Source organism: Larkinella humicola (assembly GCF_008727875.1).
GTDB lineage: Bacteria > Bacteroidota > Bacteroidia > Cytophagales > Spirosomataceae > Larkinella > Larkinella humicola.
Window position 1 is genome coordinate 743,140 of record NZ_VTWS01000002.1, and the last position, 26,814, is coordinate 769,953.

The window sequence follows — 26,814 nt, forward strand, 5'->3', positions numbered from 1 at the left end:
ACAACCAATGGAAACCGCAGAATTGACACAAACAAAACCGGCCTCCGATGAGGCAAAAGATTTTCTGCCCCTCAATGGTACCGATTATATTGAATTATACGTCGCCAACGCCCTCCAGTCGGCGCACTATTTCCAGACGGCGTTTGGCTTTCAGCCGCTGGCCCATGCCGGGCTGGAAACCGGCTGGCGCGACCGTGAATCGTACGTTGTCGTTCAGGGTAAAATCCGGCTGGTGCTGACCTCGCCCCTGCACGGCGGTACGGACATCGGTCAACACATTGATAAACACGGCGATGGCGTTCGGGTGGTGGCCTTGTGGGTCGATGACGCGACAAAAGCCTACGAAGAAACCACGCAGCGGGGCGCGATTCCATTCATGGCCCCCACGCGTGAAGTCGATGCAGACGGTTTTGTAGTTCGGTCGGGCATTCACACCTACGGCGACACGGTCCATGTTTTTGTCGAACGGAGTCAGTTTGGCGGTATTTTTCTGCCCGGTTACAAAACCTGGGAGCCGGAACACCATCCCGACGACGTGGGTCTGAACTACGTGGATCACATGGTCGGCAATGTGGGTTGGAACGAGATGAACACCTGGGTCAATTTCTACGCCAACGTAATGGGATTCAACCAGTTGGTATCCTTCGACGACAAGGACATCTCGACCGATTACACGGCCCTGATGAGCAAGGTAATGAGCAATGGCAACGGGCGCATCAAATTCCCGATCAACGAACCCGCCGAAGGCAAGAAAAAGTCGCAGGTGGAAGAATACCTGGATTTCTACGGCGGCCCCGGTATTCAACACATTGCCGTGGCCACGGACGACATTGTAAAAACCGTAACGGAATTACGGAATCGCAGCGTGGCGTTTCTGAAAGTGCCGGATGCCTATTACGACGATCTGCTCGACCGGGTGGGCCATATTGACGAAGAAATCAACGCGTTACGGTCGCTCGGCATCCTGGTCGACCGCGACGACGAAGGCTATCTACTCCAGATTTTCACCAAACCGGTGGGTCCGCGCCCGACCCTGTTTTTCGAAATTATCCAGCGGAAAGGCGCCAAATCATTTGGAAAGGGCAACTTCAAAGCCCTCTTCGAAGCCATCGAACACGAGCAGGAATTGCGGGGCACCCTGTGAATCGGTTTTCAGTTTACGGTTTTCGGTGGCTGACGCACGATGCAAATGCGTCAGCCACCGAAAACCGTAAACTGAAAACCGTAAACTACAAAACCATGAACCAGGCATACGACACTTACACCGCTGACGACCAGGTCGTCTGGCGGTTGCTCTTCGAACGGCAGATGACACTTTTGCCGGGAAAGGCCAGTCAGGCTTATCTGGACGGCATCGATCAGGTCGGTTTTGTGGCCGATCACATTCCGGATTTTGAACGCGAGCTGAATCCCCGCTTGCTAAAGCTCACCAACTGGCGGGTTTCGGCGGTGCCGGGTTTGATTTCCAACCGCGCGTTTTTCGAACTGATGGCGGCCCGCAACTTCCCGGCCACCACCTGGTTACGTCGGCGCGAACAACTGGATTATTTGCAGGAACCGGACCTGTTTCACGATACGTTCGGGCATGTTCCGATGCTGTCGAATCAGGCATTCTGCGATTTTCTGGCGGCTCTGAGCCGGATTGCACTCGCCCACGTCGATCATCCCGAAGCCATTGAGATGATTTCGCGGCTCTACTGGTATACGGTTGAGTTTGGCTTGATTCAGGAATCGGAATTGCGTATCTACGGCGGGGGCATTCTGTCCTCGACGGGCGAAACCACCTACAGCTTATCCGATCCACGACCGAGCCGCATTCCGTATCAGGTCGGAAAACTGCTGCAAACGCCCTACGTCATCGACCGGTTTCAGGACCGGTATTTTGTCATTGAATCGTACGAGCAACTGTATCAATCCATTCCGGAAATTGAAGAGAAACTGGAAGAATTGTTAGTCACTTAGTTTGGACTACTTTTGTGGTTGGGTTTTGTCATGCTTTTTCGCGGCATGATACAGCCTGTCGCTCCGGCGAATGAACCAGTGAAAACCGCTATCAGACGAATGACGCATCCCTCCGATCACCGGGCTTATTTTTTTAAGATTGACACGACCATCAAGAAAATTCGGAATGCGCTCCAGAAGCAGTTCAACGAAACCGGTTTTGACTTGACCGTCGATCAATGGGTGCTCATCGATCACCTCTACCGCAACCCCGGTATCAGCCAGAATGTACTGGCCGACCTGACAACGAAGGACGCGCCAACCGTGACCCGGATGATTGATCTGCTCTGCAAAAAAGGACTGACCGAACGACGCATGGCCGAAGAAGACCGCCGGAAATTTCTGATTTTTCTGACCCCCGAAGGCCAGACCAAATACGACGAAGTGTTGCCCACGGTGGTCGATATTCGCCGGAAAGGCTGGGGCGACCTGAGCGAAGAAGATTACCAGCATTTCGTCCGCATCATGGATTCGATTTACAACAACATCAGTGAATGACCCTCCCTTACGGCCTATTCAGCACCGACGGTTCCAGCCCCCGCTTGGGCGTCCGGCTTGACAACCAGATTCTTGATCTGGAAATGGTCGGTCGGCTCGGTTTTTTCGATGACCTTTCGTTCGATCTGGCGGTATTCAAAAAATCAGTTCTGAATGATTTCATGGCGTTGGGAAAACCCGTTTGTCGGACCATTCGCCAGCGTCTGATCGACTTGCTGACCGATCCGGAAAAACCGCTCGAAGCCTTTGCCGACTTCGTGCTGATCGATGCCGAAGCCGCAACGCTCCACCTGCCGATTCGCATTGGTGATTACACGGATTTTTACGCCAGCGAAGAACACGCCAGCAATGTGGGCCGGATGTTTCGGCCACAGGCAGAGCCCCTGCTGCCGAACTGGAAACATTTGCCGGTGGCCTATCACGGGCGGGCATCGTCCATTGTAGTTTCCGGAACGCCCATCAAGCGTCCCAAAGGCCCATTTCTAGGCCCGGATCAGCAGCCGGTTTTCGGTCCTTCCAACGCGCTGGATTTTGAACTGGAACTGGGAATCGTCATCGGAAAACCGTCGGTTCTGGGCGAGCCGGTTTCGGTCAACGACGCCGAAGACCATGTGTTTGGCTTGGTGCTGTTCAACGACTGGTCGGCGCGCGACATTCAACGCTGGGAATACCAGCCGCTGGGGCCGTTTCTGGGGAAAAATTTTGCTTCGTCGATGTCTCCCTGGGTTGTGCCGCTGGAAGCACTCGATTCCGTTCGCATCGATGGCCCGAAGCAGGAGCCGACGCCCCTCCCTTACCTGCAATCGGGCGGACGAAAGCACTTCGATATGACGCTGGAAGTGGCTTTACAAACGCCCGGCAACCTGAATGAGGTCGTCATTAGCCGAACGAACGCGCGTCATCTTTACTGGAATGTGGCCCAACTCATTGCCCACCACACCGTCAACGGTTGTAACCTGAATGTCGGCGATCTGCTGGCGACCGGAACCATATCCGGCTCAACGCCCGGCAGTTACGGTTCATTGCTCGAACTAAGCTGGAACGGAACCCGCCCACTGACCCTGCCCGATGGCTCCACCCGGACATTCCTGCAAGATGGCGACACGATTATTCTGCGCGGCTGGGCCGACGAAAAACGCGTCGATTTCGGCGAGGTTCGCTGTAAAATCGTTGCTTCAACCTAACGCCAGCCGATTGATTTTGCCTCGTTTTTTTCGGCAAAACCACAAAATCACTTTTAGATTGCTAACCGTATCCATGCCTGGCCAATACGGCTTTAAAACGACAACAGAGCGGTTTTTTGGCAGTATATAATTATAATCGGCGCGATTTTTGCACTTTTCATGGACAAACTATAGTTTTGGCCAACTAAACCCGCCCATGAAAAAACCAGTTGAAGACTTTTTAGCTGACTATAAACCGGAAGTTCGCGACCTTGCGCTGAAAGTTCGGGAGCTGGTTCGGAGCGTGCTGCCCGAAGCACACGAGTCCGTTCATACCGGCTACAAAACGATTACCTACGGAACCGGCCCCCGGATGTCGGACGAAATCTGCTACATTGCGCCACTCTCTTCGAGCGTTAATCTGGGTTTCAATTATGGCACCCAACTGCCCGATCCGAACGGTTTGCTGAAAGGAACCGGGAAACTGCTGCGGCACATCAAATTTGAATCACCCGACGAAATTACGACCTCCGGCCTGACCGAGCTGCTGGAAATGGCCAAAAACCACGGAAAGTTCTAACAAAAAAAAAGAAGCTGATGCGCTCAGCTTCTTTTTAAAAAACAACCTCTTAAAACAACCTCGTTTTCTACTTAGACGATAAACAATTTGGCCACTGGCAGCACCTGCTCCATCGACAAAGGTTCGTCAAAAGCCTCCGTCGCAGCGTTTTTGCTGATTTTAGTACCGGCCATCAATTCCAGCGTCGTAATATCGACACCCCCCTGCGAGACGTTATCTTCACCAGCATAAATAGCGGCCGGTGTTCCGCCCCCGTCGTTGTTGGTGATCCAGCCTTTCTGTCCGCGTAACCGACGCACTACCGATGCGTGACGGGCTTCCACGGCATGGATCTGTAAGGCATACGTCAACAGTGCATCGTCGCCCATCAAAGCCCCGGCCTGCCCTTTGTAGGCCCGCACGCCGGTATCTTCAAAAGCCTGCGACAGCGCCAGAAACGTTTGGTAGTTCGTGAAAACGTCCTTGAACGTACCTTTGGCCGTAAAATCAAATGTCGGTTCAGCAGCCGCATTGGCAGCCAGCGCACCCTTCAAAAAGGCTACATGCTGCTGCTCGTGTTTACCAATTTGCGTAAAAACCGCCTTATCAGCCGCCGGAATGACGGTAGATGCCAACGCAGTTGCATAAAACTTATTCTCCAGGTATTCCAGCGTCAGGGCGTAGTTCAGGACGTCCGTGATGGCGTCTTTCGGCCCGGCATAGGATTTTTTCAGCAAGGTTGCCGTAGCCACCGGAACGGCTGCAGCCGCCAGTGACGTAAGTTGGCCGAACATTTTCCGGCGATTGAAACTGACGCGTTCGCCCAGTTCCGGGTCCACTTTTTCCAGTTTTCCAAAAATATCAAACAGGTTCATACGTTCTCGGGGATTATTTGGTTGGCAGATTCATTCCACTAATAACCGTCTTGATGTAGGGCTGAGCCGCCGTCAACACTGTGTTGAAATCGTTGACTTTTTCCAATCCGTTGCTGTCGATCAGGGCATCAGGTGCAAAATCGGCGGTTTTAGGACTCAGCAAATCGCGGATGGCCGCAGCATGACGGGCTTCCACCGACACGATTTTACCGGCTAGTAGCAAATAATCCTTGTTCACGATGAACTTGCCAGCTCCGTTGTAAGCTGACACGCCCAGGTCCTCGAAGGTTTTGGCAGCCCCCAGCACACTGGCACGGTCGGTGAAGTTGATGGCCGAGAAGTCGACTTCCAGGGCCGGGATAGCGGCACCCGCCAGAGCGGCTTTCAGAAATTCGCGGTGCGCAATTTCGTGGTCGCGAATATCGGTCAGCAACTGAAGTTCAGCCGCCGGAATGCTGGCATACGGGGTTTTGACGACCTGGGTGTAGAAAGCAGCTTCCAGTTGTTCAAGGGCGTAGGCATAGTTGAGAATGCCGGTATCATCCTTGCCCAGATCAACCGCACCATCGGCCACCGGGGCCATATCATCGTCTTTATTACAGGCAGAAAGCAGAACTGTTGACGTGATGACCGAAACACCGGCCATTCGTAGAAAAAACCGTCGCTTGACCGGCTCGAAAACCAGTCCGGTCAATCCCGTTTTACGTTGCAAAGGGGCGTTTTCCATGGCGTTGAGAAATAAGATGTGACAACTCCACAACCATTGTGGTGTTGTCGATACCTACGCGAGGGGTTCCGCTTTAGATTGGAGCCGCCCGGAAAGAACCGGTTTTTCCGATTGACCGGCCCCGGTTTCGGGCAGTGTGATTCCTTCACGCAGGGAACTTTCTCAACGGGCTTTCACACCCGGAAGGATTACTTTTTTACGCCCATCCGAGCCAGGTAAGCCGCCATCGGTTCCAGCTCCATCTGCTTCCGGCGCTGGTCGACATTGGCTTCATCTTCAATGGGATAGACATCTTTCTGCCCCTGGTTGTTGATGTGAATCTGGGTGCCGTACACTTGTTTTTCTTTCTTTTGAACCTTCACCTGGTCGGTCAGAAAAGCCACCCCGGCTTTGTCCAGTTCATTCTTCTGCGCAGCCTCCGTAACCATCGGCAAATATTTTTCGTGAACCGCCCGGTCAACGCTGTGCTGGATGATTAGAAACGCGACCTGATCCAGCGGTTGGCCCACCACGCTCTTGCCGGGATAGCCGCCCACCTGCGCGATGATTTTTTCCACTTCGGTCAGGTGTTCTTTGTCCATGTCCTTGATTTTCTGCCGGGCATCCTGCGATTCTTTCGCGCCCCAGCCGTATTGCCGTTCAATGGCGTCATAGGCCGCGCGCTCTTTCTGGTCTTTTTCGTAAATCTGCGTCAGCCGCTTGCGAACGTCGGCCATCGCTGCGGCATTTTTGGTAGCTTGTGCCCACAAACTGGTAGTGATCAGGCACAAAAGAATGAGAGAAAGGAATTTCGTTTTCATAATTGTTAATCAGTCGCTTACTAACGGGTGATTTGGTAAAAACCGCTTTTCGGCTCACAAGGTTTAATTTTTTTAATACCCCACCGACGTATTATCCGCCCGCGGGTCCGAAGCGCCTTCGAGGGTGCCGTCGGGCCGAAGCAAAATGCAATCCATGCGACCCAGTGAATTGGTCAGTTGTTCGAGTTTATACCCCCGCGCCTGAAGTTTCTGAATCGTTTCCTCCGAAAAAGCGCCATTTTCAAAAAGGGTATTATCAGGCAACCACTGGTGGTGAAACTTCAGGGCGTTCACCGACTGCTGCATTGTCATGCCGTGTTCCAGCACATTCAGGATTGTTTGATACACCGAGGTGATGATGGTCGAGCCGCCCGGCGTCCCTACCACCATGTACAATTTTCCGTCCTGTTCCACAATCGTCGGCGTCATCGACGACAGCATCCGCTTGCCCGGCGCAATGGCATTGGCCTGATTGCCAATCAGGCCGAACATGTTGGGGACGCCCGGTTTCACGCTGAAATCGTCCATTTCGTTGTTCATCAGAAAACCGGCACCGCCCACCACCACGCGGCTGCCGTAGCCCCCGTTGAGGGTGGTCGTGATCGAAACCGCATTGCCTTCCTGATCGACCACCGAAAAGTGGGTGGTTTCCAGACTTTCGTAACCCGGCAACACACCGCCTTTCACGTTTTTGCTGTCCATTGCTTTGGCAAAGGTAAAATCAGACCAGCGGGTTTTCAAATAGTCTTTATCAACGAGTTGACTGACCGGCACTTTCACAAAATCGGGATCGCCCAGAAACTTGGCCCGGTCGGCATACACCCGACGCTCGGCTTCGATCATCACCTGCACCGTCGAATCGCTGTTCCAGCCCCAGCGACGCAGCGGATACGGCTCCACCAATCGCAACAATTGCAACAATGCCACGCCCCCGCTGGAGGTCGGCGGCATGGTAATGATTTTGTAGTTTCGGAACGTGCCTACCAACGGATCGCGCCAGACGGCCTGGTAACTTTTCAGATCGTTTTCCGTGATGATGCCGCCCCCCCGTTGCATTTCGGCCACCAGCAGCCGGGCGGTTTCGCCTTCATAAAAACCAGCACGCCCCTCCTGCTGAATCCGTCGCAGCGTTTGTGCCAGGTCTTTCTGAATCAGTACTTCACCGGTTTTCCAGTCCGTCGTGTCGGCTTTCATGAAATACCGTTTGTCGGGGTTCACCTGCAAAAACGACTTTTTCGTGCGGTTCAGGCCCAGGGCTTCGCGTTCGGTCAGGACCACGCCCTTTTCGGCCAGCTCAATGGCGGGTTGCAGCACCTGCGCCCAGGTCAGCTTGCCAAACCGCCGGTGCGCTTCCACCATGCCCGCGACCGAACCCGGCACTCCACTGGCCAGATGGCCCGTGATGCTAAGCCGGGGAATGACGTTCCGGGCCGAATCGAGGTACATGTCCTTGTGCGCTTTTTCGGGGCCTTTTTCGCGGTAGTCGAGCGTGTAAGCCTGTCCGGCTTTGTCCCGAAAAACCATAAAACCGCCCCCGCCAATGTTGCCCGCTCCAGGATAAACAACCGCCAGCGCAAACTGAACCGCCACGGCCGCGTCGACCGCATTGCCACCTGCTTTCAGGATGTCGACACCCACCCGCGAGGCTACCGGGTGTGCCGATGCGACCATTCCGTTCCTGCCGGTAACCGCTTGGCGGTCCGAATAATACGGTCCGGATTTACGCTGGGCGGTTGTTTTTTTTTCGTTATCGTATTGATATACACCGGAACTCTGACGAACGCCCGGTGTCTTTGAACCCGTTCGGCAGGCACCCAGAACAACCAAAGCCAGAATTATGGTATTATTGATAGATAGAATTTTCTTTTTCATTATTCAGGAATTCGTAAACCACTAAACTACAAAAACTAACCAAACATCCGCCCAAACGACCTTCGCCTTCAAATCGTTTGGTAGATTCCGACGGGTCTGATACCTTTAGTCTCCTGTAAACCGTCAATCCCTTGAAATTCATCCGTCAGACGTACGAAAGCTTCCGGTTCGCGTGGCAGGCCCTGCGCTCGAACCTCCTCAGGACCACGCTCTCGCTGCTGGGCGTGACCATCGGCATCTTCGCCATCATTGCGGTTTTCACCATTGTAGACTCGCTCGAACGGAACATCAAGGAGAGCCTGTCGGGCATTGGCGACAAGGTGCTGTACGTTCAGAAATGGCCCTGGGTTTTCGACGGTAATTTTCAGTGGTGGAAGTATTTCCAACGCCCGGAGCCCTCACTCAACGAATTCAGGTTTCTCTCCGACCGGCTGGAAAACGCCCAGGCCGTGGTGGCGATGGATTTCAAAGGCCAGGTGACGGTCAAAAACGGCAACAACAGCATTCAGGCGCTGATTCAGGGAACAACGATGGATTACAACAAGATTTCGGAGGTGCCGGTTGAGCAGGGACGGTATTTTTCCCAGCAGGAAATCGATGCCGCCCGCAACGTGGCCATTGTGGGTGCCGACGTTGCCGAAACCTTGTTTCCGAGCCAGAATCCGGTCGGCAAAGAATTCAAACTGAATGGGTTAAAGTATGTCGTGATCGGCGTTCAGGAACGAAAAGGCGAAAGTCTGGTCAACTTTGGCGGAAATCCCGACAACAAATGCATCATTCCGATTGGCGCGTTTGCCAAGATGTACCATTCCATCAATCCCAGCATCGACATTGCCGTAAAAGGGTTCGATCAGGACGAAGGCCTGCTCGAACTGGAAAGCGAAATCCGGGGTCTGCTCCGCGCCCGGCGCGGGTTGAAACCGTTGCAGGAAGACAGCTTCTCGCTCAACCGGCCCGATGCAGCCGCCAAAGCCATTTCCAGCCTTTTTGCCGTTCTGACGGTGGCCGGGTGGGTCATTGGCAGTTTTTCGATCCTGGTAGGCGGGTTCGGCATCGCCAACATCATGTTCGTGTCGGTCAAAGAACGCACCAATCTGATCGGCATTCAGAAATCGCTGGGGGCTAAAAACTACTTTATTTTGTTTCAATTCATGTTTGAAGCCGTTTTTTTAAGTTTAATTGGCGGCAGCGTCGGCATTTTGCTCGTTTATTTGTTGTCATTTATGAAGCTGGGCAGTCTGGTGATTATCCTGTCGCCGGCCAACATCATGCTGGGGTTGGGCGTATCGAGCATCATTGGTACGCTTTCCGGTATTTTGCCGGCCCTGGTGGCCGCCCGGATGGACCCCGTCATTGCCATCCGATCCAAATAACCGGATTGCAATTGCCACCCAAAACCCATTCATTTGTATGACTAACATACCAAACCTAAGCATTATTCAATGAGACGCATTCTGATTCCCCTGATCATTCTTCTGCTTATATTCGGCGTATTTTATTACCTGACCGCCTGGAGTTACAGCGACGGCGAACGGGCCGGTACCATTTCCAAATACAGCCGCCGGGGCTATGTTTTCAAGACCTGGGAAGGCGTTTTGAACGTTGGCGGTTTTTCGGGCGAAACCGGTTCGCTTACGCCACAGTACTTCGATTTCTCGGTGAAAGACGATTCCGTGGCCCAGCAAATCAACCAGGCCGTGAAAACCGGTGAGCGCGTGACGCTGCATTACGAAGAAAAACTGGTCAAACTTCCCTGGAATGGCGAAACCAAATACTTTGTGACCGGTGTTGAGATTGTGGCACCGCAATACCGCTACGGCGTACCGGGCCAACCGGTGTATCCGAACCAACCCGCTCCGTCAACACCGCCTGCCCCCCAAGCGGTGCCCGCACCGATCGATACCGTACGGAGGGATACACTGTAACGTGGGTATCTGCTAACTATGCTAAAAACCGTCAGTCTTCAACGCATTTTTCCGGACGAACTCCTGGACCAATATCGGCAACAGGGGGATCCGGAGGCCGATGCCGTTATTGCCTCGGTGGCCGCCCAACAGGGCCGTGAAAGCGTCGGTTTGCTGATGCGCTGGCTCGGCAATACCGCCGACATGGACGGCCTTGAACAACCCTCAGTCGTTCAGGCCTTTATGATGACCCAGGCCCACCTCCCCGACTGGGCCGACCGCCGGAAGATGGACGTGGCTATGCGGTTTTTCAAAAAAAACGAAGTCGCCGTAGGCTTGACCCTGGGGTGTTATTCCCTGCCTTATTGCTACGCCGGAGCCGACGGCGCGCGGGTGCTCTGGCTCTCGCAGCGAATTCACAACGACACCCGGAAGCGGCTGGAAGAAACCGGCGAATGGGTGTTCGGAATCATGAAGCCCCGCGACTGGGAGAGTGGGAAGGCCCTTCGCCGAACCCTGAAAATCCGCCTGCTGCACGCGTCGATCCGCTGGTTTACACGGCACGGCGGGCAATGGGATCTGGTTTGGGGTTATCCGATCAACCAGGAAGACATGGCGGCTACCAATCTGGCGTTTTCGTACATTGTGATTCGGGGGCTGCGAAAAGCCGGTATTCCGATGACGCCTGAAGAAGAAGACGCCTACCTGCACCAGATCAATGTGGCCGGTTCGCTGCTGGGCGTTGCAGACGAGCTGTTACCCCGGAATCTGCGCGAAGCCTTTCACCTCGAACGCACCATTGCCCGGCGGCAGTTTCGACCTTCGGAGCAGGGAACCGGCCTGACACGGTCGCTGCTTCAGGCCCTCGAAAACCTGGCACCACCCGCCCTGCGGAACCTCCCGGCAGCCCAAATGCGTTTCTTCCTCGGCGACGAACTGGCCGATTTGCTGAATCTTCCGGCGGTGCCGCTGGAAAAACGGCTGGTCGGGCTGGCAACATCGCTGCCCATTTTTCCCAAATTATTGAATTCCAGTCTCTGATAAACCCTGATTTCCTCTGGTAAACTCTGAGAAATAACTCATTGTTAATCAGAGATTATCAGAGAACATCAGAGGTTATCAGAGATTATAAATGACTATTTTACAACAGGAACCGATTGCGGCTCTGGCGACGGCGCCGGGCATTGGTGCCATTGCCGTTATTCGGGTATCGGGCGACAACGCCATTGCGCTGACCAGCCGGATTTTTCGCGGCAAAGACCTCAACCAGCAAGCTTCCCATACCGTTCATTTCGGCACCATTCGGGATCAGCAAAACGCGATCATCGACGAGGTGCTGGTGACTATTTTCCGCAGCCCGTCCTCGTTTACGAAGGAAGATGTGGTCGAAATTTCCTGCCACGGTTCGGAGTATGTGATCCGGCAAATTCTGCGGCTGTTGCTGAAAGAAGGCGTGCGGATGGCCCAGCCGGGGGAATTTACGCAGCGGGCTTTTCTGAACGGCCAGTTTGATCTGGTGCAGGCCGAAGCCGTCGCCGACCTCATTGCCGCCGACTCCGAAGCCACCCACCGGGCCGCCCTGACCCAACTCCGGGGCGGTTTTTCGAAACAGCTCAAGGCACTTCGCCAGCAATTGATCGAGTTTGCGGCCCTGATTGAACTCGAACTGGATTTTGGCGAAGAGGATGTGGAGTTTGCCCAACGCGACGACTTACGGAAGCTCGTGTATGCCATTCAGCGCGTGCTGCGGCCACTGATTGACTCGTTTTCGGTTGGAAATGCCATCAAAAACGGCGTGGCGACGGTGATTGCGGGCAAACCCAATGCCGGCAAATCGACCTTGCTGAATGCGCTGCTGAACGAGGAAAAAGCCATCGTTTCCGACATTCCCGGCACCACGCGGGATGTAATCGAGGATGAGTTATTTCTCGACGGCATTCGCTTCCGGCTCATCGACACCGCCGGACTCCGCGAAGCCACCGACACCATCGAGGCCATTGGTGTGGAACGCACCCGGCAGCAACTGGACAAAGCCGCCATCATCGTCTACCTATTCGACGCGGCTGAAACCACGCTGGCCGAAATTGCCGAAATTGAAGCGGAGTTGAAAAACCGGACGGTGCCGTATCTGCTCGTTGCCAACAAGATGGATAAGCTGGCGGATACCGAAATCGATCAGTGGCGGGCTTCATTCGGGTCGGAACTGGTGCCAATTCAGGCCAATACCGGCAAAAATCTGGACCAGATGACGCAACGCCTGGTGGGTTTCGTGAAAACGAACGCCATTCCCGGCAGCACCGTCGTCACGAATCTGCGCCATTACGAACACCTGACCCAAACCGACGCGGCCCTTATCCGCGTCCTCGACGGGCTGGATGCCGGAACGACCCAGGACTGGATCGCCATCGAACTCCGCGACGCCCTGCACCACCTGGGCGAGTTGACGGGGGAGATTACGACGGACGACCTGCTGGCGACGATTTTCAGTAAGTTCTGTATTGGAAAGTAATCCTTTTCACGTACACCCCAAACGTTAGCGCCTTCCCGTCCGTATTCTTAATTAAAAACCGGCCTGATAAACCTATGCCATTTTTTGTGACCCGAGCCGAAAAAAACTTTTTTTTTGGCTCGGGTTCCCTTGTGAGGGCCGGGACGTAATCAGGGGCGGCACTTTGAATCGAGCGGTACGCAATCTGATTGTCAGGTTGCCTATCGTAAAAAAGCTCAAATTTGATCTCAAAATAATTCTATCTGCCACTACAGGCGGGTTTCCAAGAAAAGGCCCGGGTTAAGCTATCTTTTAGGCTACAGATTCAAGACTACCGGGTTGAATAAGCCCATAGCGTAGCTATTCATAAAGTGCTAAATCCAGAAAATACAATTTATCCGCGAAGGGGTTCGGAAAATAAGGTAAAAGTAATATTCAGAAATACGCTGATTACTTGTGTGAGGCACGAGATTATCTTTTTAAATTAAATATTTAAATTAATTATCAGACAAAAAATTTTTTTATTAGTAGATGCGGTGGCAAAATTTTTGCTATGCGTTAAATGTGTTTACCCGTCTATTTATTCAAAATTTTGAATGTATTTAATTTAAATTTTTTACAATATACCGTATAATAAATAGACAGACAAAACGGTATTTAAAATTTGACATTCATGAAAAAACAGTTTAAAGTTGCGCATACAAATTCTCTGTCTTTCCTTATTGTGAAGCATCCTATGAAAAAAAAGCTTTTTTAAAAAAGAGCAACTAGGCCTGGTCCAATCCTCCATAACCAGGTATTCCCGATTATTCTTTTGCTTCATTCTCTTCAGGGTGGGCAAATTAACAATCAAATAAGCCAGCATTTACCTCCGAATGCTGTTGTGATTGCAAAAAACAAAGAGTTACCCATTTAGATGTCAGAGTTGGAAACGGCCGGATTAAGCGACCTTTGCCTTCGCATGCTTAATTCTGTAACTCGCATTTAAGCTTCAATCATCCTGCTGTCAAGAATACAAACGCGAGCCCCCTCCAGGCTTTACGCGCTATTCTTGTCTGGTTTTCGATGCGATAACCAGAATTGATTTCCTCTACAATCAATCATCAGGGACAGGTAATAATGATTTTATGTAACCTGTACTTACGGCAATTTCTCGTCATGAAATTCAAAAAAATGAATTTCTGCTGAGGGACAATATGCCCGTTAAATTACAGAAATGGACAGCTAATTTTTTATAAAAAATAGCTGTGAGTGATGCGTGTGTGCCTATGATCAAAATTTTAATCAACAATCCATCCATTTAAAACCAATTCGCTATGACTCCACATTACTGTTTAACCGAGCGAATTAAAAACCAGCTCTCCCGACAGCGATACCGTCTGACCGTTTTGCTGGCCGGAATCAGTATGCTGGTCAGTATACTACCCGCGTATGCGCAGTCGTGCTATGCCCCCATATCAGGTACGGCGGTGCAGGTGGGCGGGGTGATTAGTGCAACGGTTTGCGCAGGCCCGCTTTGCCTGGGAACGGGCACCTACAATGAATTGCAAAAAATAACCGATAACAGCCTCGAGACGTTTGCCACTATCAATACGACCATTGCCGCTCAGATTGCGCAGGGGATTTCGGTGAAAAGAACCAGCGGCACGTATACCGGAAGTAATGTAGTCGGTTTTATCCTGTCGCGCAGTGCGCTGGTCGATGTGTCGGTTCTGAGCAGCGTGACCATCCGAACCTACCTGAACGGCAATCCCGTTTCGGCGGCACAGCCCATCAGTTCGCTGGTATCCGGCTCTGTATTAGGAAGTACGGAGAAAATGTATGCGACATTCACGACGAATCAGGAATTTGACGAAGTTCGCCTGAATACCAGCCTGTTGAGTGCCGAAGTGTTCAGCAATCTGCGAATTTTTGCCGCAGTAGCCTTCCCAACCACCTGCTCGTCGCCGGTGTCTACCACCGTTTGTGGTGATTACATCAGCGGATTGGGGACCGATGCCACCTACTACGGTTCGGTGACCTGCGTAGGCTGCTCGCTGACCGACCGGGCCAACCTGGTTAATGGGAATAACGCCGACTACGCGACTCTTTCCGTCGTGGCCGGAGCCGCTCCAACGGCATCCGTAGGCGTCATCGACACCAAAAAAGTATATGCCAGCGGTCAACGGGCCGGTTTTGTCATTTCCAAGGAAGCAGCCAACGCGCTTCTGTCCGCCAATGCGCTCAATACCATTACGATTGAGACCTATTTATTTGGAACCTTACAGGAAGCCAAATCCCCGGGCGACCCTACCAATGTGCTCAATTTGTCACTACTGGGCGTCAACACGACCATTCCCAAACAGAAACTGGGGTTTGTAACCACATTGCCGTTCAACGAAGTACGAATCAAAGTCAACTCACTGGCAACCGTCATTGGGCCTATCCGGCTGTATGGTGCTTTTGTGGAAGCATCAAGCTGTACCAATTGTGAAAAAGCGTTGGATGCAAACAGCACCGGTAAATACAGCGGTACCATTCAGCAAAACACGAGTTGCGGAATTTTATGTACCAATTCGTTTACAGAACTCTACGGAATACTGTCCCTGGGTTCAAGTTTGACAAACACCGATCGGGTTACCAATACGACCCTGGGTGATTACGCGACCTATAATACCGGCATTTCGGTTGGAGCCGGTGCCCGAATCACCGTCAAGAATGATGGCACGGACTTTACGGCGGGAAAAACGTTCGTCGGATTTCACATTTCCACCGAAACCGGTCTGGTCGATTTAGGCTTACTCAACGGCATTACAATCCGGGTTTACAAAGACGGCAATGCAACCCCCGTCGAGACATCGACCTCGGCCAATTTGCTGGGGGCCGCGCTTCTTTCCGGTGGCTCCAAGCAATCCGTCGTAGGGTTTACGCCCAGTGTGGCCTTTGATATGGTACAGATCGACATTGGCAGCGTCGTCGGTTTGCTCGGGGAATACCGGATTTACGATGCCTTTGTCATCGAAGATGCCGATGGTGACGGCATACCCGATTGCAACGACGTCTGCGGCACCGGAACCGGCAATGACCTCCTCGATTTCGACGGCGATGGCATTCCGGACACCTGCGATCCGGATGACGACAACGACGGCATTCCCGACACGGTAGAAAATCCCACGCCCGGAACACCACGCGATACCGACAACGACGGTTCTGAAGATTACCACGACCTGGACAGCGACAACGATACCATCCCGGATTCCGTTGAAAAAGGTCCGGATGGCAACAATCCCTCCAATACGGACGGTACGGACGTTCCCGACTACCGCGATCCCGACAGCGACAACGACGGCATTCCCGACTCGGTGGAAGCGGGTCCCAACGGCGATACGCCCCGCAACACGGATGGCGATGCACTGCCTGATTACCTCGATCTGGACAGTGACAATGACGGTATTCTGGACACGACGGAAAAAGGCTCTGACGGCAACAACCCGACGAACAGCGATACCAACACCGGCAGCAACCCCGACGGACGACCGGATTACATCGACCTGGATGCTGATAACGACGGCATCAACGACGTGGTGGAAGGCAATGGCACCGATGCCGACAACAATGGCATTGCCGACGGCACGCCGGGCGCAACGGGCATTCCGGCTTCGGCAGGCAGCGGTCTGACTCCGCCCAATACTGATGGCGACGCCAAACCAGACTTCCAGGACGTTGACAGCGATGGGGATGGAATACCGGATCTCTACGAGAGCGGCATTCCGAGTCCGGGTACGCTCGATACCAACAAAGACGGTATTATCGACAATGCCTCCGAAACGGATAACGACGGTGTTCCAACGTCGGTTGATGGGGCAACCGGTAGCTACGGCGATGCCAACAGTCCGACCCTGCCAAACACGGACGGCGATGCCAATCCCAACTACCGCGATCTGGACAGTGATAACGACGGCATTCTGGATTCGGTGGAACGTGGAGCAGATGGGACAAACCCCACCAACAGCGACACCAACTCGGGCGGCACCAGCGATGGCAAACCGAATTACATCGACCTGGATTCGGACAACGACGGCATCAACGATGTGATCGAAGGCGGTGGCACCGATGCCGACAACAACGGCATTGCCGACGGCGCACCGGGTTCAACGGGCATTCCGGCTTCAGCAGGCAACGGTCTGACCCCACCCGATGCGGACAATGATGGCACCCCGAACTACCTGGATCTGGACAGTGATAATGACGGCATCAAGGATCTCTACGAAAGCGGTATTGCCAACCCGGCCACATTAGATACCAATGGAGATGGCATTATCGACAATGCCGATGAGCCGGATAATGACGGTATTCCGCAATCGGTTGATGGCGCAACGAATGCCTATGGCGATGCCAACAGCCCCACTTTGCCCGACGGTGATACGGATAACAACCCGGATTATACCGACCCGAACGTGGATTTGACCCCGACGAATTTGATGCCCAATGCGGGCTTTACGGCCGTTGGCCAGTCGCGCAGTCTGACCATCACCGTACGGAACATTCCGGCCAACTCGGTTTCCAACGGAACGATTACGGTGACGGTGACCAAACCGACTCAGTACATGACGGTTGCCTTCTCAGGCTCCGCGGGTGATGAATGGACGCTCACTGATTCGGGAAGCTTCTTCAGATTGGTATCAAAACCGGGTGTTACCATCGCGGGATTAGCCGCCAATGCGAAAAGCATCGGGCTGACGCTGACCCTGACCGCAGGGGCCAACTCGGGAGCCAGCCTGATCAATACCCGCATCCAGAGTGGCTCGGGCGGTGAGGTCAATAACGAAAACAATACCGCGGTTACAGCCGTCAACATTACCTTCTAAATCAACCAGTCTGGGGGGCCAGGCCCCCCAGACTTTCATCTCTTCCACGAAACCAACACAAATTCCATGAAAAAGCAACTACTTATCGCGTTCATCTTCCTGGCCGTCATCCAGCTTTCGCACCAGAGCCAGGCCCAGGTGGTTGACGTTTATGCTACCCCAACGGATGTTATCTCCGATGACAATACGTCAACCTTTGCCGGCCCCAATCATCCCGGGGTGGTGCGGGTGACAGTGGGCAACAACAACCCCGCTCCGATTCCGGCGGGGCAAATGTCGGTTGTAATAACGCTCAATCAGTATGTCAACTACGTGTCGGCTTCGTCCATTCCCGGTTTTGCCGTGGTTCCCAGTAACACCAGCACGACCAGCGTATATTTGATCAACACCATTCCCATTACGGAAGCGGGATCACCCATTGTTCTGGAGATCAACGTACTAGCGGTTCAAACCGTTGCGGCTACGACCATTACGTCCACGGCTTCGCTGGTGGAACCGACGGATCTCTCCGAAAACATCACGAACAACAACACCAGCAACCGGGAGACGTCCGTTGGCACTTCGGCCCTGCCCGTCACCCTGTCGTCCTTCAACGCCAAAGACGTCAACAAACACGCGGTGCTGGAATGGACTACCTCATCGGAGAAAAACAACGCGTATTTCGAAGTACAGCATTCGACCAATGCCCGCGATTTTGAGGTGCTGGGCACCGTAAAAGGCCACGGAACAACGTATCAAACCCAGAATTACCGCTTCACGCAGGAATATCCCGATCCGGCGGTGGTTCATTATTACCGCTTGCGGCAGGTGGATACGGACGGTAAATACGAATTCAGCTTCCTGCGCTCCCTGACGTTTGAAGGCTACGTGGGCATCGAACTGAAACTGTCGACCAATCCGGTTACCAACGGCACCATCAAAGCGTATGTCGATTATGGCGACGAAAACCTCTCCCGGGAAGCGAATCTGATTCTGGTCGACAACATGGGCCGAACCGTCGGCAAACAATCGGTTTTGCTGGAGAAAGGCCGGAATACCGTGCAGTTTCAGGGCGTGTCGCTACACAGCGGCCTGTACGTGATTTCGTTGCAGAACCCGTCGCTGGTGCAGCCGAAGTTCGTAAAAGTGGCAGTTCAGTAACCGGCTGAACTGACAGATCTGAAAGCACTGATTTTTTCGGTACCGCCGTCCTGAAAACCGCGGAACCGGGCTCCGTATTGCCAACAAATTATGCAGCGAATCCCTCATCCTAGCTTATAAAGTGATGATAGAGCACTATTTAAAAATCCATTCAAACCGCATTGTCTCCAGCTATTTCGTGCTGCTGGCCGATGTTTGTATCTCCATCGGTTCGTTCGCGATTGCCTTTTTGCTGCGGTTTAATTTCGACGTTACGGCCATTTATGCGGATTACTTCCTGTACTGCCTGGGTTTCACAGTCGGCCTCCGGTCGCTATTTTTCGTACTGTTTCGCTCCCACCAGGGCATTATCCGTCACACCAGCCTCGAAGACATTGTATTGCTGTTGTATGCGGTTACCGCCAGCAGCACGCTTACAGCCTTCGGAACCTATTTCGGCTGGCAAGCCGGTTACCTCGTATACTACGTACCGGTATCGATTCTGATGATCGATTACTGCTGCATTCTGGTGGCCCTGTCGCTGAGCCGGTTTCTGGTCAAAGCGTTTTACTGGCACCTGCGGTCGATTACGCGGGGCACGCCGTTGCAGCCGATTCTGATCTACGGAGCCGGCAAAACCGGTTTGCTCACCCGCAATGCGCTGGCGCAGGACCCCACGCAACGGTATACGGTTCTGGCCTTCATCGACGACAATCCGTACAAAATCAGCAAAGTCATTCAGGGCTTGCCGGTCGTTTCGCGGCAGGAAGCTTACAAGCGCTATATTCGGAAACAAACGATTCCTCCGCAGATTTTGCTGGCGATGGGCGCGATCAGCCCGAAGAAAAAAACAGAAATCACCGATTTCTTCCTGCAATACCATGTCCCGGTCAAAACCATTCCCACCGTTGAACAATGGATCGACGGGCGACTAAACTCGTTCCAGATCCGCGACATCCGGATTGAAGACCTGCTGGGCCGGTCGCCTATCCAGTTGGAAAACAAAGCCATCCGCGAACAACTCAGCGATCAGGTCGTGATGGTGACGGGGGCCGCCGGTTCAATTGGTGCCGAACTCATCCGGCAGGTGTTGCGCCACCGCCCCCACACCGTCGTGCTGGTCGATCAGGCGGAATCGGCCTTGTTCGACCTGGAGTTCAAGCTGCGCCGGGAATACCAGGCGATGGCGAGTGAGGTCAACGTGATCGTGAAAATTGCGGACATCTCCGACGAGTTTCGGATGCGGCTTATTTTCCGGGAAACCCGCCCGACGATTGTCTTTCATGCGGCAGCCTACAAGCACGTTCCGCTCATGGAAGAACATCCGTACGAAGCCGTGCGGGTGAATGTGCTGGGTACGCAAATCGTGGCCGATCTGTCGCTGAAATTTGGCGTCCGCACGTTCGTCATGATTTCGACCGACAAGGCCGTCAACCCCACCAACGTCATGGGAGCCACCAAGCGGCTGGCCGAAATGTACGTTCAGAGCCTGAATCACCCCGACAAAGCCCTGCGTCGCACCCGGTTTATTGCTACCCGGTTTGGGAATGTACTGGGCTCCAACGGTTCGGTGGTGACGGTTTTCCAACAGCAGATTCAGTCGGGCGGCCCCGTTACGGTCACCCATCCCGACATCATCCGGTATTTCATGACCATTCCGGAAGCCTGCCAGTTGGTGCTCGAAGCGGGCGGCATGGGCAAAGGCGGGGAAGTATTTGTGTTCGACATGGGCGATCCGGTCAAGATCGTGGAGCTGGCCCGCAAGATGATTCACCTGTCCGGTTATGCCGTAGACAAAGACATTAAAATTGTTTTCACGGGTCTGCGGCCGGGCGAAAAGCTGTTTGAAGAACTCCTCAATGACAACGAAAGCACGCTGCCGACCCATCATCCCAAAATTATGATTGCGCAGGTGGTCATTCCCGACGCGGACGAAATGAAAGCGACGCTCGGCCAACTGCGGCACCTGATGCTCAATGGCAGCGATCACCAGTTGGTGGGAACCCTAAAACGCTTGATTCCCGAGTACATCAGTAACAACTCCGTTTTTACCGCCCTGGATTACTGAACCCGGGCTCTTGTAAAATGATGAAATACTAACGCTAAAACCAGGAAAGTTATGTACAGGATCTTATTAGTGGACGACCACTCCATTGTACGTTCGGGCATCCGTTTGTTGTTGAAGGAACAGTACGGCGCCATTCAGATTGATGAGGCCAAAAACGGCAGTTCTGCTTTCGGCAAGATTATGGATAACACCTATCATCTGGTCATCATGGACATCAACATGCCCAACACAGACACCTTCAGTCTGCTCCAGAATGTTCGAACGATGGCACCGGACTTGCCGATTATGATCTTTACCATCATGACCGAATACGCGTTCGCCAAGCGGTATCTGCAACTGGGCGTCAAGGGGTACATCAGCAAGCAGGCCGAGGACCCGGAAATTCGGAAAGCCGTTCACGCCATTCTGTGCGGAAAACCGTGCGTGTGCCCCGACTTATTGGAAAAAATGCAGGATGATAACCACTTCAGGAAAGACCTGGACCCGTTCGATGCGTTGTCGAACCGGGAGCTGGAAATTGCTTTTCACCTGGTGAGGGGCAAATCCGTCAGCCACATTGCCGATACACTCAACATTCACACGTCGACCGTTGGCACCCACAAAGCCCGGATTTTCGACAAGCTCAAGGTCGACAATGTTCTGGTTATGAAGGACCTCGCAACCTATTACCGACTGATTTAATCCTAGCGTTGAATAAATAGCCGATTGGGAGTGGAAACCGTGTGAAACGTTCTCGTTTCCCGGCCACTTCCAATTTCTTTAACCATCGCTCCAGGCACTCTTCTACCGCACAATCCGGTATCGCTGCTGAATTCGCTGGCGAATGCAGGTGCCGACGGCATACGAGAAACTGAGCAGCCCAACGGTCCAGACCAGCCCCCAAACGCTCAGATACGTCCATTTCCCGGTACTGACGGTGGTTAGCAGAGCCATCATCATCAAAACCATTCCGACGGTCATCAGCAGGGCGGTGCGCAGGGAATTCCGGTATTCCTGCCGCAGATCATACGCGCCGTACGCTTTGTTGCGAAACTGGAACACAATATCGTCCAGATCCGCCTTCCGAAGCTGCTCCTCGTTCATGGTCAGCTCGATCTGATACGTTTTGCGCAAATGTTTTACGGCTTTGGCGTTCGCTTCGAGCTGCACTTTTTCCAGGGCGGTTTCAAACGGCAGACCAATCCACATGTAATGCTCGACCTCACAAGCCAAGTGATCGAGGAGTTCTTCAAACAGCGCTTCGTCGGTGCCGTTCCAGACCAGATGGCGGTATAGGATTTCTACTTGTTGCGGGTTGAGCTTTTCCATAGGACTATCGGGTTTAGCGGCTGATCGGTTCGGATTTTAGTGGCCCAGCGACAAGGCTGGCACCGGTTGTAAAAGGGCTTTCATTACTTCAACAAATCGCTCGAAATCAGAGACTTTCTGGTGGGCCATTTCGTTGCCACTGGGGGTGAGTGTGTAGTATTTACGCAACCGCCCGTCCACTTCCACCGACTCCGTAATCAGTAAACCTTCCTGTTGCAATTTGTGCAAAACCGGGTATAACGCCCCGAACGTCAGAATAACTTCCCCCTGCGTCCGCTCTTTGACCGACTGCGTGATTTCGTATCCGTACATCCGGCCCCGTTCGGTCAGCAGTTTCAACACGATTGTCTTCAGGGTTCCCCGCAAAAATTCATTGCCTGATGGTTCCATGCTGTGCAGAAATAGAATGTTAATTTATTTGTATGAAGTAAATATATAAAAGATTCCAATATATAAACAAAATCTTTCCCGGATTTTTTTCAAATCCCCCACGCCCCGCCACCCCGCCCCAACGGGGCATCATCATGAGCCCCGGACATCGTCCGGGGAATACGGGGAGGTCGCACCGCCACCCCGCCCCAACGGGGCACCATCACTAGCCCCGGACACCGTCCGGGGAATACGGGGATGGGCGAATTGGTTATAACCCTGAAAGGGTTGGATAATTAGATCGATATTCAACCCGTTCAGGGTTGCGAGGACGCGGATATGATCATTAACCCCGGACAATGTCCGGGGTTAATGATGAGGCCCCGTTGGGGCGGGGTGATGGGACGTGTGGGGGGCGGTTCGGTTCTTTACACGTCGTATGACAGAACCGGAGACAGCCAGCGTTCGACCTCATCGAGGGGCATGTTCTTCCGCTGCGCATAATCGAGCACCTGATCCTTGTTGATTTTTCCGACCGCAAAATACCGCGACGACGGGTGCGAGAAGTAAAAACCGCTCACCGACGACGCCGGATACATGGCAAAACTCTCCGTCAACTGGATGTCGATCTGTCCGGCATCCAGCAGTTCAAACAGCGTCGCTTTCTCGGTATGGTCGGGGCAGGCCGGATAGCCCGGAGCAGGCCGAATGCCCTGATACTCTTCCTTGATCAACTCTTCGTTCGACAATTTCTCATTCGTCGCATACGGCCAGAATTCCGTCCGAACCCGTTTGTGCATCAATTCAGCGAACGCTTCGGCTAACCGATCGGCGATGGCCTTGATCATGATGCTGTTGTAATCGTCGTGATCACGTTCGAATTCTTCCACCAGTTTTTCAATGCCAATGCCCGCCGTAACGGCAAAACCGCCGATGTAATCGGTATGGCCCGTCTCCATCGGAGCTACAAAATCCGCCAGGCAGAAGTTGGGCAAACCGGGTGCTTTCTGATTCTGCTGACGCAGAAAGTGGAGTACGGTTTTGGTATCGTAGATCAGTTCTCCCGCCGACTTGTGATCGGCAATGTGGCTGAGTTTATATTCAATATGCGCGTGCGAACCGTGCCGTTCACAGGGAATCTCGCGGACGATTTCTTCAAAGTCGTGGAGCAGCACATCGTCTTCGGTGGCGTTGGCGGGATAAAAACCAACTACGGCTTTGGCCGTCAGCAGTTTTTCATCGATCACTTTCTGCAAAAGCCGCTTGGCATCTTCAAAGACCTTTTTTGCTTCAACGCCGACCACTTCATCGGTCAGAATCGCGGGGTATTTTCCGTGCAGCTCCCAGGTCTGGAAAAACGGCGTCCAGTCGATAAATTCCGCAATTTCTTTCAAGGAATAGTCCTGAAAATAGCGGTTTCCGAGAAACTGCGGTTTGGTCGGTTCAAATTCCGACCAGTCGATGACGGTTTTGTTTTTCCGGGCCACGTCGATCGTCAGGGTCTTTTTGTCCTGTTTCCGCTTGGCGTGATCGGCGCGGAGTTTGGTATACTCGTCTTTGAATTCGTGGAAAACCAGATCGCGCGTGCTTTCCTGCTCGCTGATGAGCCGTCCGGCCACCGGCACGCTCCGGCTGGCATCCAGCACGTGAACCACCGGCCCCGAATAATGCGGGTCGATTTTGACGGCGGTGTGAATCCGCGAGGTCGTAGCCCCGCCGATCAGCAGCGGCATCGTAAAACCCTGACGCTCCATTTCTTTCGCCACGCCCACCATCTCATCCAGCGAGGGCGTAATCAAACCGCTCAGGCCGATGATATCGACGTTATGTTTTTTGGCTTCCTCCAGAATTTTCTGGGTCGGCACCATCACGCCCAAATCAATGATTTCGTAGTTATTACAGCCCAAGACCACACCCACGATGTTTTTTCCAATGTCGTGAACGTCGCCTTTGACGGTCGCCATCAGAATTTTTCCGGCCGCCCGCGCGCCCACCGCTTTACTGGCTTCGATGAACGGAAACAGATAGGCAACGGCTTTTTTCATCACCCGCGCCGACTTCACCACCTGCGGCAGAAACATCTTCCCCTCGCCAAACAGATCGCCCACCACGTTCATGCCGTCCATCAGCGGCCCTTCGATCACCTCGATGGGGCGCTCATACAGCAGCCGGGCTTCTTCCGTGTCCTGGTCGATGTAATCCGTGATGCCCCGCACCAGCGCGTGTTTCAAGCGTTCCTGAACCGGTTCCTGCCGCCAGCTTTCATCCTGAACAACGACTTTCCCTTTGGCTTTAACGGTTTCGGCAAAATCGACCAGCCGCTCCGTCGCATCCGGACGGCGGTTGAGCAGCACATCTTCGCAGCGTTCGAGGAGGTCTTTCGGAATGTCGTCATAAACGCCCAGATTACCGGCGTTCACAATCCCCATGTCCATCCCGGCCTTGATGGCGTAGTACAGAAAAACCGAGTGCATCGCTTCCCGCACCACTTCGTTGCCCCGGAAGGAGAACGAAATATTGGACACCCCGCCACTGACTTTGGCTAACGGCAGATTTTCCTTGATCCAGCGCGTTGCATTGATGAAGTCGACGGCGTAATTATTGTGTTCTTCGATTCCCGTGGCAACGGTCAGGATGTTCGGGTCAAAAATGATGTCCTGCGCCGAAAAACCGACTTTATCCACCAGAATCCGGTAGGCGCGTTCGCAAATTTCAATCCGCCGTTCGAAATTATCGGCCTGACCGGTTTCGTCGAACGCCATCACCACGGCCGCAGCGCCGTAGCGTTTGACCAGATTGGCGCGTTCGATAAACGCTTCTTCGCCTTCTTTCAGCGAAATCGAATTCACAATGGCTTTTCCCTGTACGCATTTCAAACCGGCTTCGATCACTTCCCACTTCGAGGAGTCGATCATGATCGGCACGCGGGCAATGTCGGGTTCGGCGGCAATCAGGTTCAGGAAGGTCGTCATGACCTCCACCGAATCCAGCATACCTTCGTCCATGTTCACGTCGATCACCTGCGCACCGTTTTCCACCTGCTGACGCGCTACAGACAAGGCCGCATCGTAATCCCCGGCTTTGATCAAACGCGCAAATGCCTTGGAACCCGTTACGTTCGTCCGTTCACCGACGTTGACAAAGTTGGTCAACTCCGTGATTTTCAACGGTTCCAAACCGCTCAGCTTCTGATACGATTCGGCCTGCGGTCTCGGACGGGGCGGGTATTTTGCAATCGCCTGGGCAATGGCCCGAATGTGATCCGGCGTCGAACCGCAGCAACCGCCGACGATGTTGACGAAACCGTCCTGCACAAAGCCCTCGATCTGGGCCGCCATTTCGTCGGGTGACTGATCGTATTCCCCCATTTCGTTGGGCAATCCGGCATTCGGATAGGCCGACGTAAAAAACGGGGCTTCTTTCGCCAGCGTCTGCACATACGGCCGCAGCAGTTCGGCCCCCATCGCGCAGTTCAACCCAATGCTGAGCAACGGCAGATGCGACACCGAATACAGAAACGCTTCCGTGGTCTGGCCCGACAGCGTCCGGCCCGAAGCATCGGTAATGGTTCCCGAAACCATGATTGGCAACGGTTCCAGGCCTTTATCCGCAAAATATTTATCCACGGCAAACAACGCGGCTTTGGCGTTGAGCGTGTCCGTAATGGTTTCAATCAATAGCAAATCCGATCCGCCCTCGACCAACCCGGAAACCTGGGTGTAAAACGCTTCAACCAGTTGATCGAACGTAATGGCGCGGTACCCCGGATTGTTCACATCGGGCGACATGGAGGCCAGCCGGGTGGTCGGCCCCATTGCACCGGCCACAAACCGGGGTTTGTCAGGATTCTGGCGGGTTACTTCCTCCGCCACTTCCTTTGCGATTTTCGCCGACTCGTAATTGAGTTCATACACCAGTTCTTCCATGTGGTAATCGGCCATCGCCACCCACGTTCCGCTGAAGGTGTTGGTTTCGATGATGTCCGATCCGGCTTCGAGATACTGGCGGTGGATTTCCTTGATGATGTCCGGTTTTGTGAGCGACAGCAAATCGTTGTTGCCCTTTAAATCGTGGGGCCAATCGGCAAAACGCGTCCCGCGATAATCTTCCTCTTCCAGTTTATACCGTTGAATCATAGTACCCATGGCTCCATCGAGAATCAGGATACGCTGTTGAAGAAGGTCAGTTATTTTTTCCAAGTTCTTGTATTGATTAG

At 53.3% G+C, this 26,814-nt stretch carries 20 protein-coding genes; 13 read left to right on the forward strand and 7 right to left on the reverse strand.

What is annotated here, in order from left to right:
- The first annotated feature begins 7 nt into the window (after positions 1 to 7).
- The 5 genes from hppD to F0P93_RS10985 all read left to right on the forward strand — a co-directional run bounded on the left by hppD (position 8) and on the right by F0P93_RS10985 (position 4,242).
- Entirely contained in the window at positions 8 to 1,144 is a 1,137-nt protein-coding gene (gene hppD, locus F0P93_RS10965; RefSeq protein ID WP_150876379.1) for a 4-hydroxyphenylpyruvate dioxygenase, read from the forward strand.
- Positions 1,141 to 1,962 carry a phenylalanine 4-monooxygenase gene (gene phhA / locus F0P93_RS10970; protein WP_225309450.1) on the forward strand — a complete coding sequence of 274 codons (822 nt, stop codon included), beginning with the start codon at positions 1,141 to 1,143 and terminating at the stop codon, positions 1,960 to 1,962. The genes hppD and phhA overlap by 4 nt, the downstream gene beginning before the upstream one ends.
- A 99-nt stretch (positions 1,963 to 2,061) precedes the next feature.
- Complete coding sequence (locus tag F0P93_RS10975) at positions 2,062 to 2,499, forward strand: MarR family winged helix-turn-helix transcriptional regulator (RefSeq protein ID WP_138989946.1); 438 nt, start codon at positions 2,062 to 2,064, stop codon at positions 2,497 to 2,499.
- Entirely contained in the window at positions 2,496 to 3,683 is a 1,188-nt protein-coding gene (gene fahA, locus F0P93_RS10980) for a fumarylacetoacetase (RefSeq protein ID WP_150876380.1), read from the forward strand. The genes F0P93_RS10975 and fahA overlap by 4 nt, the downstream gene beginning before the upstream one ends.
- A 196-nt stretch (positions 3,684 to 3,879) precedes the next feature.
- Entirely contained in the window at positions 3,880 to 4,242 is a 363-nt protein-coding gene (locus F0P93_RS10985; RefSeq protein WP_138989948.1) for a DUF1801 domain-containing protein, read from the forward strand.
- Between the two features lie 71 nt (positions 4,243 to 4,313).
- Here F0P93_RS10985 and F0P93_RS10990 read toward each other — a convergent pair whose 3' ends face one another.
- From F0P93_RS10990 to ggt, 4 genes are all read right to left on the reverse strand, one after another.
- Positions 4,314 to 5,096: a ferritin-like domain-containing protein gene (locus F0P93_RS10990; RefSeq protein WP_150876381.1), complete on the reverse strand. Its 783-nt coding sequence runs from the start codon at positions 5,094 to 5,096 to the stop codon at positions 4,314 to 4,316.
- A gap of 13 nt (positions 5,097 to 5,109) precedes the next feature.
- Complete coding sequence (locus F0P93_RS10995) at positions 5,110 to 5,823, reverse strand: ferritin-like domain-containing protein (protein WP_150876382.1); 714 nt, start codon at positions 5,821 to 5,823, stop codon at positions 5,110 to 5,112.
- Between the two features lie 188 nt (positions 5,824 to 6,011).
- Positions 6,012 to 6,623 (reverse strand): DUF6624 domain-containing protein, encoded by a 612-nt coding sequence (locus F0P93_RS11000; protein WP_150876383.1) that lies wholly within the window; start codon positions 6,621 to 6,623, stop codon positions 6,012 to 6,014.
- A 72-nt stretch (positions 6,624 to 6,695) separates the two neighbouring features.
- Positions 6,696 to 8,495, reverse strand: coding sequence for a gamma-glutamyltransferase (gene ggt, locus F0P93_RS11005; protein WP_150876384.1), 1,800 nt, complete (start codon positions 8,493 to 8,495; stop codon positions 6,696 to 6,698).
- A 131-nt stretch (positions 8,496 to 8,626) separates the two neighbouring features.
- Here ggt and F0P93_RS11010 point away from each other — a divergent pair, with 131 nt between their 5' ends.
- The 8 genes from F0P93_RS11010 to F0P93_RS11045 all read left to right on the forward strand — a co-directional run bounded on the left by F0P93_RS11010 (position 8,627) and on the right by F0P93_RS11045 (position 21,602).
- Positions 8,627 to 9,868 carry an ABC transporter permease gene (locus F0P93_RS11010; protein ID WP_150876385.1) on the forward strand — a complete coding sequence of 414 codons (1,242 nt, stop codon included), beginning with the start codon at positions 8,627 to 8,629 and terminating at the stop codon, positions 9,866 to 9,868.
- Positions 9,869 to 9,937: 69 nt separating this feature from the next.
- A complete protein-coding gene (locus tag F0P93_RS11015) occupies positions 9,938 to 10,420 on the forward strand; it encodes a DUF8785 domain-containing protein (protein WP_150876386.1) in 483 nt (160 codons plus the stop codon).
- An 18-nt stretch (positions 10,421 to 10,438) separates the two neighbouring features.
- Positions 10,439 to 11,440, forward strand: a complete 1,002-nt coding sequence (locus F0P93_RS11020; protein WP_150876387.1) for an oxygenase MpaB family protein — start codon at positions 10,439 to 10,441, stop codon at positions 11,438 to 11,440.
- Positions 11,441 to 11,531: 91 nt separating this feature from the next.
- Positions 11,532 to 12,908: a tRNA uridine-5-carboxymethylaminomethyl(34) synthesis GTPase MnmE gene (gene mnmE / locus F0P93_RS11025; protein WP_150876388.1), complete on the forward strand. Its 1,377-nt coding sequence runs from the start codon at positions 11,532 to 11,534 to the stop codon at positions 12,906 to 12,908.
- A 1,295-nt stretch (positions 12,909 to 14,203) separates the two neighbouring features.
- Entirely contained in the window at positions 14,204 to 17,734 is a 3,531-nt protein-coding gene (locus F0P93_RS11030) for a hypothetical protein (protein WP_150876389.1), read from the forward strand.
- Positions 17,735 to 17,800: 66 nt separating this feature from the next.
- Positions 17,801 to 18,874, forward strand: coding sequence for a hypothetical protein (locus F0P93_RS11035; RefSeq protein WP_150876390.1), 1,074 nt, complete (start codon positions 17,801 to 17,803; stop codon positions 18,872 to 18,874).
- 124 nt (positions 18,875 to 18,998) lie between these two features.
- Positions 18,999 to 20,921: a polysaccharide biosynthesis protein gene (locus F0P93_RS11040; protein WP_150876391.1), complete on the forward strand. Its 1,923-nt coding sequence runs from the start codon at positions 18,999 to 19,001 to the stop codon at positions 20,919 to 20,921.
- A gap of 51 nt (positions 20,922 to 20,972) precedes the next feature.
- Complete coding sequence (locus F0P93_RS11045) at positions 20,973 to 21,602, forward strand: response regulator (RefSeq protein ID WP_150876392.1); 630 nt, start codon at positions 20,973 to 20,975, stop codon at positions 21,600 to 21,602.
- A gap of 102 nt (positions 21,603 to 21,704) precedes the next feature.
- Here F0P93_RS11045 and F0P93_RS11050 read toward each other — a convergent pair whose 3' ends face one another.
- The 3 genes from F0P93_RS11050 to metH form a co-directional block, all read right to left on the reverse strand.
- Positions 21,705 to 22,229: a hypothetical protein gene (locus tag F0P93_RS11050; protein ID WP_138989961.1), complete on the reverse strand. Its 525-nt coding sequence runs from the start codon at positions 22,227 to 22,229 to the stop codon at positions 21,705 to 21,707.
- Between the two features lie 36 nt (positions 22,230 to 22,265).
- Positions 22,266 to 22,619, reverse strand: coding sequence for a PadR family transcriptional regulator (locus F0P93_RS11055; protein WP_114405302.1), 354 nt, complete (start codon positions 22,617 to 22,619; stop codon positions 22,266 to 22,268).
- A gap of 407 nt (positions 22,620 to 23,026) precedes the next feature.
- A complete protein-coding gene (gene metH, locus F0P93_RS11060; protein ID WP_150876393.1) occupies positions 23,027 to 26,797 on the reverse strand; it encodes a methionine synthase in 3,771 nt (1,256 codons plus the stop codon).
- Between the last annotated feature and the right edge of the window lie 17 nt (positions 26,798 to 26,814).

What these genes read in the sequence shown, in the direction of transcription:
- hppD (WP_150876379.1), top strand. Translation starts at nt 8, where the DNA reads ATGGAAACCGCAGAATTGACACAAACAAAACCGGCCTCCGATGAGGCA.
- F0P93_RS10975 (WP_138989946.1), top strand. Translation starts at nt 2,062, where the DNA reads ATGACGCATCCCTCCGATCACCGGGCTTATTTTTTTAAGATTGACACG.
- fahA (WP_150876380.1), top strand. Translation starts at nt 2,496, where the DNA reads ATGACCCTCCCTTACGGCCTATTCAGCACCGACGGTTCCAGCCCCCGC.
- F0P93_RS10985 (WP_138989948.1), top strand. Translation starts at nt 3,880, where the DNA reads ATGAAAAAACCAGTTGAAGACTTTTTAGCTGACTATAAACCGGAAGTT.
- F0P93_RS10990 (WP_150876381.1), bottom strand. Translation starts at nt 5,096, where the DNA reads ATGAACCTGTTTGATATTTTTGGAAAACTGGAAAAAGTGGACCCGGAA.
- F0P93_RS10995 (WP_150876382.1), bottom strand. Translation starts at nt 5,823, where the DNA reads ATGGAAAACGCCCCTTTGCAACGTAAAACGGGATTGACCGGACTGGTT.
- F0P93_RS11000 (WP_150876383.1), bottom strand. Translation starts at nt 6,623, where the DNA reads ATGAAAACGAAATTCCTTTCTCTCATTCTTTTGTGCCTGATCACTACC.
- ggt (WP_150876384.1), bottom strand. Translation starts at nt 8,495, where the DNA reads ATGAAAAAGAAAATTCTATCTATCAATAATACCATAATTCTGGCTTTG.
- F0P93_RS11015 (WP_150876386.1), top strand. Translation starts at nt 9,938, where the DNA reads ATGAGACGCATTCTGATTCCCCTGATCATTCTTCTGCTTATATTCGGC.
- F0P93_RS11020 (WP_150876387.1), top strand. Translation starts at nt 10,439, where the DNA reads ATGCTAAAAACCGTCAGTCTTCAACGCATTTTTCCGGACGAACTCCTG.
- mnmE (WP_150876388.1), top strand. Translation starts at nt 11,532, where the DNA reads ATGACTATTTTACAACAGGAACCGATTGCGGCTCTGGCGACGGCGCCG.
- F0P93_RS11030 (WP_150876389.1), top strand. Translation starts at nt 14,204, where the DNA reads ATGACTCCACATTACTGTTTAACCGAGCGAATTAAAAACCAGCTCTCC.
- F0P93_RS11035 (WP_150876390.1), top strand. Translation starts at nt 17,801, where the DNA reads ATGAAAAAGCAACTACTTATCGCGTTCATCTTCCTGGCCGTCATCCAG.
- F0P93_RS11040 (WP_150876391.1), top strand. Translation starts at nt 18,999, where the DNA reads ATGATAGAGCACTATTTAAAAATCCATTCAAACCGCATTGTCTCCAGC.
- F0P93_RS11045 (WP_150876392.1), top strand. Translation starts at nt 20,973, where the DNA reads ATGTACAGGATCTTATTAGTGGACGACCACTCCATTGTACGTTCGGGC.
- F0P93_RS11050 (WP_138989961.1), bottom strand. Translation starts at nt 22,229, where the DNA reads ATGGAAAAGCTCAACCCGCAACAAGTAGAAATCCTATACCGCCATCTG.
- F0P93_RS11055 (WP_114405302.1), bottom strand. Translation starts at nt 22,619, where the DNA reads ATGGAACCATCAGGCAATGAATTTTTGCGGGGAACCCTGAAGACAATC.